The organism is Prosthecobacter sp. GW821-HT29F12, from assembly GCF_058803405.1.
This window is the reverse complement of the sequence record NZ_CM179517.1, coordinates 2,437,545-2,450,380: the sequence shown is the minus strand read 5'-3', so window position 1 is coordinate 2,450,380 and position 12,836 is coordinate 2,437,545. Positions and strand designations below refer to the sequence as shown.

At 53.0% G+C, this 12,836-nt stretch carries 12 protein-coding genes; all 12 read left to right on the top strand.

The window, feature by feature from the left end; genetic code table 11:
• The first annotated feature begins 12 nt into the window (after positions 1–12).
• The 12 genes from AC3RLQ_RS10070 to AC3RLQ_RS10015 all read left to right on the top strand — a co-directional run bounded on the left by AC3RLQ_RS10070 (position 13) and on the right by AC3RLQ_RS10015 (position 12,816).
• Complete coding sequence (locus tag AC3RLQ_RS10070; protein WP_493036699.1) at positions 13–939, top strand: hypothetical protein; 927 nt, start codon at positions 13–15, stop codon at positions 937–939.
• A 75-nt stretch (positions 940–1,014) separates the two neighbouring features.
• Positions 1,015–1,770 carry a class I SAM-dependent methyltransferase gene (locus AC3RLQ_RS10065; RefSeq protein WP_493036697.1) on the top strand — a complete coding sequence of 252 codons (756 nt, stop codon included), beginning with the start codon at positions 1,015–1,017 and terminating at the stop codon, positions 1,768–1,770.
• Positions 1,771–1,811: 41 nt separating this feature from the next.
• Positions 1,812–2,759 (top strand): hypothetical protein, encoded by a 948-nt coding sequence (locus AC3RLQ_RS10060; RefSeq protein WP_493036696.1) that lies wholly within the window; start codon positions 1,812–1,814, stop codon positions 2,757–2,759.
• 209 nt (positions 2,760–2,968) lie between these two features.
• Positions 2,969–3,703 carry an FkbM family methyltransferase gene (locus tag AC3RLQ_RS10055; RefSeq protein WP_493036695.1) on the top strand — a complete coding sequence of 245 codons (735 nt, stop codon included), beginning with the start codon at positions 2,969–2,971 and terminating at the stop codon, positions 3,701–3,703.
• Between the two features lie 132 nt (positions 3,704–3,835).
• A complete protein-coding gene (locus tag AC3RLQ_RS10050) occupies positions 3,836–4,831 on the top strand; it encodes an exostosin domain-containing protein (protein ID WP_493036694.1) in 996 nt (331 codons plus the stop codon).
• A 25-nt stretch (positions 4,832–4,856) separates the two neighbouring features.
• Positions 4,857–5,744 (top strand): hypothetical protein, encoded by an 888-nt coding sequence (locus AC3RLQ_RS10045; protein ID WP_493036693.1) that lies wholly within the window; start codon positions 4,857–4,859, stop codon positions 5,742–5,744.
• Entirely contained in the window at positions 5,741–6,625 is an 885-nt protein-coding gene (locus AC3RLQ_RS10040; protein ID WP_493036692.1) for an FkbM family methyltransferase, read from the top strand. The genes AC3RLQ_RS10045 and AC3RLQ_RS10040 overlap by 4 nt, the downstream gene beginning before the upstream one ends.
• A gap of 29 nt (positions 6,626–6,654) precedes the next feature.
• Positions 6,655–7,821, top strand: coding sequence for a hypothetical protein (locus AC3RLQ_RS10035; RefSeq protein WP_493036691.1), 1,167 nt, complete (start codon positions 6,655–6,657; stop codon positions 7,819–7,821).
• A 1-nt stretch (position 7,822) separates the two neighbouring features.
• Positions 7,823–8,806: a GDP-mannose 4,6-dehydratase gene (locus tag AC3RLQ_RS10030; RefSeq protein WP_493036690.1), complete on the top strand. Its 984-nt coding sequence runs from the start codon at positions 7,823–7,825 to the stop codon at positions 8,804–8,806.
• Positions 8,807–8,855: 49 nt separating this feature from the next.
• Entirely contained in the window at positions 8,856–10,076 is a 1,221-nt protein-coding gene (locus tag AC3RLQ_RS10025; protein ID WP_493036689.1) for a glycosyltransferase family 4 protein, read from the top strand.
• Between the two features lie 171 nt (positions 10,077–10,247).
• On the top strand, positions 10,248–11,444 hold the full coding sequence (locus tag AC3RLQ_RS10020; protein ID WP_493036688.1) for a glycosyltransferase family protein: 1,197 nt from the start codon (positions 10,248–10,250) through the stop codon (positions 11,442–11,444).
• Positions 11,445–11,874: 430 nt separating this feature from the next.
• The gene (locus AC3RLQ_RS10015) at positions 11,875–12,816 is read left to right on the top strand and encodes a glycosyltransferase family 4 protein (RefSeq protein ID WP_493038839.1); all 942 of its coding nucleotides are present in this window, start codon (positions 11,875–11,877) and stop codon (positions 12,814–12,816) included.
• The last annotated feature ends 20 nt before the right edge of the window (positions 12,817–12,836 follow it).

The window sequence follows — 12,836 nt, the reverse complement described above, 5'->3', positions numbered from 1 at the left end:
GAATCAAACGATATGTCTCGCCATCTCATTCTTTCCGCCAACTACGCGGCCGGCGCATTGGAACTGCCAGTTCCTTTTCTCCGGAGCTTGCGATCGAGCGGCAGCAGGGCCGATGTTGTTCTCATTGCGAATCATGGCAGTCGGGCGGATGAACAAAATCTCGCCTCCCTCATGCCTGGTGCCCGGATATGGGCACCGATCCCCAAGCAACGTTATCGGGTTTTACGCCGCCTTGCCACGACCTTTCCGGCATTGGCAAGATTGGTTGCTCGCAGATTGCGGCATGCATGGCTCATGCACCCTGAACGCCGTCTTCGCATTGAACTCTGGGCCGCCTATCTCCTCAACATCACGTGTTCACGCTACTTTCTGGCCCGCCGGTTCCTTCTTGAAAACCCAGGTGCTTATGATCATGTCTTGCTTGCGGACAGCCGGGATGTCGTATTCCAGCGGGATCCCTTTGCTGAGCTTCCTCAGAACCTCATCACTGGTCTTGAAAGCGTTCTTGTTCGCGATGAATCCGGCAATCGCCAATGGCTGCAGCATCTCTACGGAGATGATTCCGCGTTTCCTATGCAGGAGGTCCTTGACCAACAAATCATCTGCTCAGGTGTTACCATTGGTGATGCCACTGCTATCTCATGCTACCTCGATCGTCTCTGTTCAGAATTCATGGAAAAACTGCCACGGATGATCCATCGCCCCTATCTCGACCAAGGAGTTCATATTGGGTTGCTCCGAACCGGGCAGATCCACGGTGCACATCTCACTCCTAATGGAGACGACTGCATTGCTACCGTTGGCACAAGTGATTTGAGTGAGTTTACGTTTTCTTCTTCAGGTGACATGTTAGCACGCAATGGGAAACGCGTGAGCATCGTTCATCAATACGACAGGCATCAAAAATTGACGGAAAGTCTGCTCAGCCGGTTGCTATAAATCTGTTAAATAATCCGTCATATATCAATGCCCGGTTTTAATTCTGCGGAGTTCCGGGTTCACCCACAATTATCAATGCAAACTCTCATTCACTGGTGGCGCCGAGCTTTTACTTTCTGCGTCCTGAAATGTGTTTACTCCTACACCCATGGTCGCGTTGCTTCAGGACCTTTTAAAGGCCTTCGTTATCCTCCGCCCTTTGATTGTGGCAACGCGGTTCCTGCAAAACTTTTGGGCATCTATGAGAAGGAGTTGCATGGAATTATAACTGGGTTGCCAGGCTCTGCATTTCGGCATGTTATCAACATAGGGGCAAGTGAGGGCTATTATGCTGCCGGTTTGTCGCTTCTTTTCCCCGATGCGGAGGTGCTGGCCTACGAGGCAAGTTCTGCAGCACGGGAGAATCTCAACACATTTATTTCTTTCAATGGTCTGAATAACCGTGTCAAGGTGCGGGAGAACTGTGACGCGAAGGTCATGAGCGAAATGGGGAAATCAATCAATCCGCAAGAAACTCTGGTGGTCTGCGACATCGAAGGTGGAGAAGTGGACGTGCTCAATCCTGATAATTACCCGTGGCTGAGGCAGTCCAAAATTATCTTTGAAACGCATGATTTTGCCCATCATGGAAGCTCGGAACAGATTATTGCCAGATTTTCAGCCTCCCATACTGCAATTCGCCTTCCTACAGTCCCTCGAACACGAAAAGATTTGCCGGTTTATCTTCCTGGTTTCCTTCTGCAGAGAGTTTTGCTTATCGTGGGGGATCAGCGTCTGCACCTGGGGAATCAGGATTTCGTGATTCTTACGCCGGTGTCTCCAAGTAGGTAAGATGGTGGGATAATTCGCGGGGTTCAACAGTGACCAAACGCATGCACAACAGTTCATATTTTAGTCGCATTGCAAGCAAGCTGAGACCTGATAAATTTTTCGGAAGCATTATCACCCGATTGGTTTGGAATTGGGAAAACAAACGTGCTTATGCGATTCGAGACGAGATTTTCGGGTTTCCATCTGTCATCACCTCGCAAGATGCGTTGAGCGTTCGTCTTGTTGTTCTCACGACTCCTTCCAGGATCAATAACGCCGCCTGGACCGCAAGGTCGATTTTGGCCAATGTTAAGTGCAATCTAGCGCTCACATTCGTGATTGATGGTGAACTTTCTTCTGAGGTTCTTAAAAAGCTTGGCGCCGTTTTTCCTGCAGCAGAGATTGTGACCGCTCAAAAGATGCTGGATTCCGTCACTCCAGGATGCCCTTCATTGGCAAAACTTGCGGAGTATCATCCAATGGGAAAAAAGATGGCAACTTTGCTTGAGGTGCAACGCCATGGCCCCGTGCTTTACAGCGATGACGATGTTTTGGCGTTCAAGCCACTTCAAGAAATTGATGCGCTGATTGATGCCGGATCGTTACAAGCCGGATACTTGCATACACCAGATCACGGAACATCTTTGGAACCCTCCATATTGATGGCGGCCAGAGAACTGAATCTGGCTTGGTTGGAGGCTATAAACGTGGGGTTCATGCTGCTGCCGAAGAATTCCCTCGATATCGACTTGTGTGAAAATATTCTAAAAATTGCCCCGCGCGTTGAGACTTGGTTTCCTGACACCTTTCTGATCGCCATTCTGCTGAGACAAGTTGAAAGCCTGCCATTGCCTGCTGAAACCTATGTGACTAATGTACAACGCCAGTTTTGGGGAGAGGAAGATGTGGATTACAGCAACATTTGCCTTCGCCATTTTGTGACGCCCGTTCGACACCTGATGTATTCCCGTGGCATGGCCTTGTTCAAAGCAACTCACCTGACGCGTTAGGCCCTGGTTTGTTATGGGTGTCTGCAGAGTGGCTCCAGCCTGCTGCAGATTGCTCCCACTCATGAGGTGCATGAGTTCCACTGCATCGATGACTGTCAAAAAGCCCTCGGCCTCTTCCAAAAGACTGGCTTCCTTGCCAGGGTGGCGCAGGCGACCGATCATCAGTGATTAAATTTCCGTGATCCCGATCTTGATTCCTTAAAGAATCAATGAGTTCCATCCTTCCTTCAGTTTCATTTCCCGGCCGCATGATTAAATGGCTTGGCCAACTTCCCAAGCGATGGCATGCCCGTTCTGTCGATCCCAGCCGACGCCTCAGCAAAATCCTCGGACGGTTGAACAACCTTTCAGTTGTTCAAATTGGTTCCAACGACGGTAGGGCTGGCGATCCGGTTTACTCCCTCCTCCAATCTCATCCAAGTTGGAATGCGCTGCTTGTGGAACCAGTTCCGGAACTTTTTCAGCGGCTCACACAAACTTATCAAGGTTGCACTAACGTCCGCTTTGAAAATGTAGCAATTTCTGATCAAGCGGGGACCAGTTCATTTTTCATTGTCCATCCTTCTGTTTTACGGACAATATCAGACTTGCCTCCTTGGTGGGATCAGTTGGGTTCATTTGACCGTAATCACATTCTCAAGCATTTCGGCGCCATCATTGAACCCCACATCGCAGAAATAACCATAACAACTCTGCCTCTTGCCGATGTTCTCGCCCGCAACCATATTTCCCGCATTGATCTCCTCCATATTGATACCGAGGGCTTTGATTGGCAAATCCTTAGCCAGCTCGACCTCTCCCGGTTCAGACCCAAGGTAATCCTTTTCGAATACAGACACCTTTCCGAGGCGGAGCACTCGGCTGCCATTGCTTACCTTCAACCTATTTATCGACTTTCCCATCTGGATGTTACCGGGGATTTATTATGCGAACTCAAGCGTTAATCATTCAAAATTCTGCCGAGCGGTCTCTGCACGCAAACTGCGTATTTTCCAGGGCGCATTTTGATGAGTGGCTCCGTTTTAGCGTCCATCGCGCTTGATTAAAAAAATCGGGTATTATTTAAGCGCTTCTTTGTGAAGGTTCATTTACTCAGTGCCTATACTTCAGATAAGGATTTTTCTATTCTTGATTGGATCCGGAAATTCTGCCAGAAGGGTGAATTTGAATTTTGTGGCGACCCTGCCCAAGCCGATCTGATTCTGTTCGCCGAAACGTACGCAGGCCTTGATCCCTATTTTTTTGATGTTGTTAGCCATCCAGTGTTCCGTGCGCATCGCCAGAAATGCGTCCTCTACCATATTAGCGATGTCACGCTGACACTTTGCCGCACGATCTCGCCCTCCATCGACAGGCACCATCCCAATGTTCATACCCGCCGTTCCTTCAGTTACCTTGTCCGTGTTCACGACAATCCTTTATTGAGTGCAATTTCAGAAGTTGCCATCGCCAAGGTTGAAAGAATTTATTTGTTCTCCTTTGTAGGCGATTCTCAGACACATCCCATTAGAAAACGTCTCTTAGCATTGAGTCACCCAGAAGCCTTGCTTAAAACTGCCAGCGGCTCTTCCGCGATGTTCATGAGAGCGACTGATCGCGAGCCTTTCCAAAAAGCTTTCCTTCAAACCATTCTCGATTCTGACTTTGTTTTATGTCCGCGTGGTTTGGGGCCTACTTCCATGCGCCTGTTTGAAGTCATGCAACTCGGCCGCTCCCCGGTGATCATAAGCGACGACTGGCTGCCAGTCTCGGACATCCCGTGGAAAGAGTTTGCCCTCTTTGTTCCCGAGGCCGATGTCGGGCAGATTCCCCATCTATTGGAGCGGAACCGCCACCGGGCTGTTGCGATGGGCAAGCGGGCCAGGGAAGTCTGGTTGCAGCACTTCTCGCCGCAGTGTGCCGTGGAGGGGCTTCTCCAGCGCGCCCTGGAATTGAGTCGGATACCTTTCACGGCCCGTGAACGCATGGCAGATCGGCTTACGCTGCTTTCCCCCAGACACTGGCGCATATTAGCCGCCTGCCTGAGGCGCCGCCTCCTCCAGGGCAGCTATGCTGGCGCCTCCACGACTTGAACGAGCTACTTACTGCATAGTCATCATGAAGCTTGAATTCATTGCCACCTTGGCAAGCCCTGAGGTGCGTCTCCGCTTTTTAGCCATGGAGCGATCTCTGCGGGCCGTTGGCTGCGATTTGCCGCTACGCGTCATCCCTTACAACGATGGCCGTTTTGATCTGCCTCCTAATGCTGAGTGGTGGCTGGAACCAGAGCTTTCGGCTTGGCTGCGGCAGTGGAACGCGCATCCCACCATGCAGAAGTACCAGTGCCTCATGGAAGCGAATTTTCAGTTCGTTGATTCTGATGTCATTTTTCTCTGTGATCCGCGTGAAGCACTTGCGGCTTATGAAGGATTCGTCACCTCATGCGGTCATTGGAAGAACCCAAACGAAACACTGACGGTTGAATCAGCCAGGGCGTTCTCCCGGATGTCCACCAATTGGCAGGTCAACGTTTTCAACACTGGGCAGTGGGCATGTGACCGACGCCTCTTTACTTTGGATGAACTCCGCATGCGCTGTGAGTCTCCGGATTTTCGCGGCACCTGTCTAACATTTCCCCATCACGAACAACCAGGGATAAACTTGCTTGTGCATGCGAGCAGGGTGCCCGTGACCAACCTTACCCTGCCCCCTACCCGGATTGAGTCCACATGGGCAGGGGACTACCCAGGCGAGTTCGAGTGTTACTGGACCGACCCTCGAAGAAAGCCCTACCTCATTCACTGGGCCGGCTGCCGCATAGAGGAACATCGGCCGATTGACAGTTTAATGGAGCAATTCCTTACACCTGAAGAGAAACAAACCTGGGCTCTCCAAGTCCAGCAGGCGGCGATCCGAAGGGTTTCGGCAAATAATTCTCTGCGCGGCAGATTACACCGGCTCAAGCGGGCCTGTGGCCAGTTCGTTGCCGCTCTGCGGTCGGCATGATCGTTTCCATTCCTTCTCCTCCGATCACCAACATCTTTCCTGCCATGAATTTCCTCCGGCATATCGCCAAAAAGCTGTTGTCCCCGGCTTGCGTTCATTGCATCAAGCAATGGCGGTTGCGTCGGCTTATTCGTAACTTTTCCGCCCGGACGGTGACCCATCGCTACGGGACGCGTGAGCTTTCTATCCGTCTCACGGATACCTTGGCGGAAGGTTGGTATGATCACGACTGGCCGGAACTGCGAGAAATCGTTTTCATGCGCCAAGGCAGGCTTCGGCCCGGAGCGCGTGTATTCGATCTAGGTGCCCACCAAGGTATTGTAGCTATGATGCTTGCCGGTGAAGTTGCTCCTGATGGCCATGTAGTCGCTGTGGAGGCCACTCCTCACAATGCCCGTGTTGCACGGCAGAACGCCGCTCTCAATCTGCTGACCGATCAGGTCACGGTTATTCATGCCTTGGTTGCAAGGGAGCCCGGTCGGTCGATCGACTTCACTGCTACACTCAATGGACAAGTCTGCCTTAAAGGGGCTGGTGTCTCCGTTTCAACTGTCTCTGTAGATTCCCTCGCGGCTGAGTTTGGCATGCCTGATGTGGTGGTCATAGACATTGAAGGCTTCGAGGGCGAGGCCCTCGCCGGAGCTTCAGCGGTGCTGCGTCAGGGGGCCGAGTTCTTCGTCGAAGTCCATGTCGGGGCTGGTCTGGAACAGCACACCACCAAAGAGGTGATTTTGCAGGTCTTTGTATACCATGGATACTCCTGTTTTATCACGCCCGAGTCCGGAGGAAATTTTGTTCCTTGGTTTTCTGGCATGTCATTACCAGACGAACGTTTTTTTCTTATCGCCCGCCCTCCGGTGTCAATGGGCTCTGAGTGCTGAGTTAGTGGTTTTTATTGAGAGACTGCTGATTGAAAAATTTCAAAAAACAGATGGTCAAAGAAAAAATTCAGATCTTGCAAGTTCTGCCGAAAGTTCCACCGGCTGTTTGTGGAGTCGGCGACTATGCCTGGGGGCTGGCTCAACGCCTTGAGTCAGAACAAGGCATGCAAAGCAGCTTTCTTTGTGCTGGAACCTCTTGGAAGGAGCCTGTGGGAGAGGTGGAGTTTCCTGTTCACAGGCTGCCGGATTTGAGCACGAGGAGTCTCGTCGATTTCGTGGTTTCACGAAAGAGTGAATTTTCCGCGGTGATCCTGCATCTGTCATGTTACGGCTTTCAAAAACGAGGAGTGCCGCTGTGGCTGGCTGCAGCTTGGCAGGAGCTTAGCCAAATTCAGGACCGTCCACGTTTGCTGACCATGTTTCATGAGTTGGCAGCCTCGGGCCCGGTGACTTCCTCCGCCTTCTGGCTGCGCCCCCTGCAACAGTGGGTGATTCGCCGGATCGCGCTGGCTTCAGATGGCGTGCGCACAAACCGGGAGCGGTATGCCGCGTGGTTGCGCTCGGTTCCCGGAATGAATGGGCGGGAAGTGGTGACCATGCCGGTGTTTTCCAACTTTGGCGAACCGAAAACGCTGCCTGCCTGGAACGAGCGCGAACCCGCCATGTTCATGTTTGGCTGGGGTAATTACACAGGAGAAACCCTGGGTGTCCTTATCGCACGAGCGGCTGCACATTGCCGCCGCCTGGGTTTGTCCCGGCTTCATGTGCTGGGGGGGGGGCTGCTGCCGGATGTCGAGACATTGGGGGTCGAATTACTGGGCCATGGCTTTATGGCGGCTGAGGACATATCAAGACTGTTGCTTTCATGCCGTGCGGGCTACTCGGCCTACGATCCCGAATACTTTGGCAGGTCAACTTTGATGGCGGCCTTTGCCTCCCACGGTCTGGTGGTCATCTGCCAGGGACAGCGTCCCCGGCTTGAAGACGGATTGATAGACGGCACACATCTCTTGAATGAAATCACCCTTGAGCGCATCACGGAAGTCTCCAAACTTCCGTGGGAGTCGTTGGCCGGCGCATTTAAAGGATGGTATGACCAGCATTCCCTAGCTCAAAATGCAGCCAGCTACGCGGACCAGCTACGTATGCTTCACTTCAACTCCCGCTCCTCTGGACTTGGGGCATTTTCTTTGTGACATGAAACGAGCGCTTATCACCGGCATCACAGGACAAGACGGATTTTATCTCGCTGAGTTCCTACTGGGGATGGGCTACGAGGTGCACGGCCTGGCACGTCAGATCGGGCTGGAGCACATCCGGAGCAATCTGCTGCAGGATGTTCCACCGGAATTGTACCAGCGCTGCCACCTGCACGCCGTGAGTCTGGACAACTTCCCCGGCTTGTATCGGCTGATCTCTAGAACCGCGTTTGATGAGTGTTATCATTTGGCTGCCTCCAGCTTTGTTGGGGAGCGATTGGCCGATGGCTATCAGACCATTCAGAATAACATCGCCAGCACTCACTATCTGCTTGCGGCTCTCCAGGAGTTTCAACCAGCCTGCCGCTTTTACTTTGCTGGTTCCAGTGAGATGTTTGGCCGTCCAGCTTGCGCGCCCCAAGACGAGCAGACCCCGCTGAATCCGCGCAGTGCGTACGGCATCAGCAAGGTGGCGGGCTACCATCTGACGCGGAATTACCGGGAGCAGTACGGCATGTTTTGTGGAGTCGGTATCCTGTATAACCACGAGAGTCCGCGTCGCAGACCTGAGTTCGTCACCCGCAAGATCAGCATGGCTGCGGCGCGTATTGCGCTGGGCGGCACGGACAAGCTGCAGTTGGGAAACCTTGCCGCCCGGCGTGACTGGGGCTTCGCGCCCGATTATGTGCGGGCCATGCATGCAATATTGAATCATCATAAGCCCGAGGATTTTGTGGTGGCCAGTGGCGTATTGCACAGCGTAGAAGACTTGTGCCGACTGGCCTTCTCCCGAGTGGGGCTGAACTGGCAGGATCACGTGGACGTGAGTGAAGCTTTTTATCGCGCCGAAGAAAGCGTGCCGCTGGTGGGCTGTGCCGACAAGATTCGGGAACAAACTGGGTGGGGCTCAGCAACCAGCTTTGAGGGAATGGTTTTCCAACTGGTCGATGCTGACTTGGCGCGGTTGAAATCGAAGATATAAGGCTGCTGTGGCAACATTAGGTGAAAAGGTTGGCAATTTGAGAGGTTTAATGAGTTTGTCGCGCTCTGCAGCCACGATTGATGTGATGTACTGTGGAGTACACACCGCCTTTGAATGCGCCTTGGCGGCGCAGGAAATGGGACTCCTGCGGGAATTTCATTGCTCCTTCTATGATGCCCAGGGCTGCTGGGGGGGCTGGGCCAGCCGACTGCTTGGCACCGAACGGCTGCGCAACCGGCGGATTGCTGGTTTGGAGACACAAAGTGTGCGCGAACATCCCTGGCCCTGGCTCGCCAACACTGTGTGCCAGCGATTCGGGGGGGGCGCTGAATCCATGAAAATGTTTATGGCCTTTGACCAGCATTACGCAGCGGAGCTTCGCCGCTTGCCGCCCACCGTTCTTGTGACGACAGAGCGTTGCGCCTTGGCTTCGTTGCAAGCCGCCCAAACTACAGGCACCCGCACCTTGCATGACTGTCCGCAGTTGCACCCAATCTCTTTGGATGAACTGATGCGGGAGGCGGCAGATCGGGCGGGGTTGCCATGGAGTGGCTTTTCGGATGGGAATGTCATGAAGGAACGCAAGCTGCAGGAATTTGCCTTGGCTGATCGGTTGATGGTCTATTCTGACTTTCAGCGGGACAGTTTTATCTCTCAGGGGGTCTCTTCGGAACGCTTGTTCGTGAATCCGCTTTGGGTGGATGTGGATTTCTGGCGTCCTGTGGGGGCTGTATGGGAACGCCGCGACAACAGGCCGTTGCGCTTGTTGTTTGTTGGCGAGTTGTCGTTCCGCAAAGGCCTGCCATTTTTGTTCGAGGCTCTGAAGCAGCTTGATGCACCCGTGCATCTGACTCTTGCGGGCCGCTCTACAGGCCAGTTTCCTATTCCTGATCGGCTAGGACGTGCCGAGGTGGTGGCCATTGGACCGGTGACCAAACATCGTTTGCGCGAGCTGTACTCGCAAAGCGATCTGATGGTTCTGCCGTCCGTGGCGGATGCCTTCGGGTGGGTGGCTGTGGAGGCCATGGCCTGCGGCACTCCAGTGCTCGTTACTGCGAACTGCGGTGCCCCAGTTCCCGATCCCGCATGGCGCCTTCCGGTCATGAACAGCGAAGCCATCGCCAATCGGCTTCAATTTTATTTGGATCATCCTTCCCAAATTGCCGTGGACAGGGCTCGTTGTCGGGCCTTTGCCACTTTGTTCAGTCCTGAACGATTTCGATCACAAATCAAGAGTGTTTACACGGAGTTGCTGGCCACATTGTCTTAGCAGCGCAAATCAGATCCCTTTTAAAGGCTAAAGAGATGTGGCACCAAAATTTTGATCATTAACCTGGGTTCCGTCATCGTCCTGCCAAAGCTTGTTTCAGGAGGTTCCCCATAGAGGATCGAATTTGAATGAATAAGTGTTGTTAATGTTCTCAAATACCCTATTTGCCGAATGAAGAAGCTTGTCCTGTTTTCCTGCTTTAATCCTGATATAGGTGGTGGTGGTGTGAATTTACGGACCCAGATCGACGGTTTGACGGGATGGGACATTACTTGGACTTATTTGGGATATGGCCCTTGCCGTTATGAGGGATGCAGGACGGTCTGCCTTGGCGAGCCCTTTGTTGGCGGCCCCTTGGTTCTTGATTTGATCCGTGGGCCATTTTTGTGGTCGGGTTTGTGGCAAGAGCCCGTCAATCAACTGGCACGAAAACTTGCCGATTTTGCGCCGGATGCTTTTTGGGTTTTGGGGATGCATGAAGGAATTCTTCTCGTGCCGGAGTTGCATCGGATCACTGGTGTCCCTATTCACGTCTCAGTCCAGGACGACCAAGAGAAGGGGGTTTTCGCAAGAATGTTCCGATTCGCTTGGATGGCGTCTCTCGCCAGACGCCCTGTTGCGAGGGCTTTACGAAAAGCCAGTTCAGTGGATGTTACCAGCAAGGGGATGCAACGATACTACCAGAAGAAATTTGGATTGGATTCGAAAGTTGCCCACCTTGCCATGTCCCCTATTTCGATTGGGATCCGTTCGCCGTTAGGCGCCGTAGACCAAGAAATCTATGTGGGACATATAGGAACTCTTTACGACGAGTCTGTCGGTTTGCGTTTTGGAGAAGGGCTGAGGGCCTTGTCTGTGCGCACGGGCAAACGGGTCCGATGGGTTTTGATTGGTTTAGCACCAAAGTTTAAACGCCTTCGAGCCATGTTTGCTGACATAATTGATGATCACGCAACCATGCCTGAATCCGATGCCGTTAATCTTTTGTCCAAGTGCAGTTTCATGTACGCCATGTATCCGTTTCGGAAAAATGCAGCCGTCTTTCGTCAGACGAGTTTTCCAACAAAAATGAGCACCTACCTGCGTGCTGGGAGGCCAATCTTTGCGCATACTCCGAAGGACAGTACCATGGCTGAGTTTGTCGAAAGGTTCAGCCTTGGGCAAGTGTGTCAGTCGCTTGATGCGGATGAGATTGCTGCGGAGTCGGAAGCTTTAATCCGTAAGGAAATTGGGTTCGAGCAATTTGCATTTGCCGCAGAAGAGGTGTTTGGAGTCCGCAATATTCAAATCATTCAAAGCTGCCTTGATTCGCTGCTTTCAGCAGCCAGAAGCGCTTCTGGACGTTGTTGCGGGAACGGAGATATGTGACAATAAACTGAGTGGCGACCATGCTCAGTTCTATGGCTGATCGGCTTGGGCCACCTGCACTCTCAGTGGGGCTCTTCAGCGAACGTGGCGAGGAAACTGTCTGGGGCGAAGACGAGTTGAATATTCAACCAGAGCAATCTTCTTGATTCTACTCGCTCACCGCACGGGGAATGCAAACAGTCGCCAAGCTGCGATTGCGCTTCTGGAGCAAGGCGCGCTCGCGGAATGTCATCATGCGATTGCATGGTCTGCATTGCCTTGGGTGAGTCGTTTTTTGGGTCGCAGTATACGGTCTCAGCTCGAACGACGCCTATACCCAGGGCTTCCCTCCCCAAAATTAAGGACGCATCCATGGTCAGAAGTGGGTGGATTGCTTTGCCGAGAGTTCAACATTCCTGCGATAAGCCCATGGATTTGCCATTATTTTAACATGGATCGCGCCAATCGTTCGTTTGATTTTGCCGTCAGTCGCAGGCTTCGGAGCGTCAAGGGCCTTGATGGTGTTTATGGTTACTTCGACACCTCTCTTCACACGTTTAGAGAGGCAAAACGGCTGGGCCTTTGCACGATCTATGAGCTGCCTACGCCGTATTGGCGCACCACTCAACATCTTGTCAACACCGCGAGGCAGGCCCGGCCGGATTGGGCGGTCACCCTTCCCAGTTCCGACGCCTTCGCCGAATCCGGGCCCCGACGCGATGAGGAACTCCAGATTGCTGATTTGATCATTGTGCCCAGTGATTTTGTGAAAGACAGCCTGGCTGAAGCGCCGGCGTTTAAAGCGTCGGTGGAGGTTGTCCCCTATGGCTGTCCTGAGGTTGCCGAACGCGATGGTCGCGTGCCGTGCGACGGAGCGCCGCTTCGATTGTTGTTTGCAGGCACGGTTTCGCAGTCCAAAGGGCTGGCGGATTTGCTGGATGCCATCGCTCCGCTGGGGGACCGGATTGAACTGAGTGTGGCGGGTGATCTGGCGGGCTTTGGACCGGTGACAGAGGCGAAACGCTCGCCGCAGGTGCGTTTTTTGGGGAGGCTGCCTCACACTCGCCTGCTGGAGGAAATGCAGCGCCATGATCTCTTTGTGCTTCCCACTTGGTATGAAGGTTTGTCATTAGCTTTGCTGGAAGCCATGAGTCAGGGGCTGCCAGTGCTGACGACCGTGAACTCGGGGTTGCTGGGACTTATTGAGGAAGGCCGACAAGGGTGGATGATTCCCGTGGGATCGCCCAAGGCGATTCACGACTGTCTGGAAAAGGTATTGTCAGAACCTTCCATTCTGCTTTCGATGGCTTCTAAGGCTGCTGACTGGGCGCGACGGCATTCATGGGCCAGCTACCGTCAGCGCTTGCAGCAGGCGCTGAATGCCCGATTTTGAATAGCTTGATCGTTGCTATC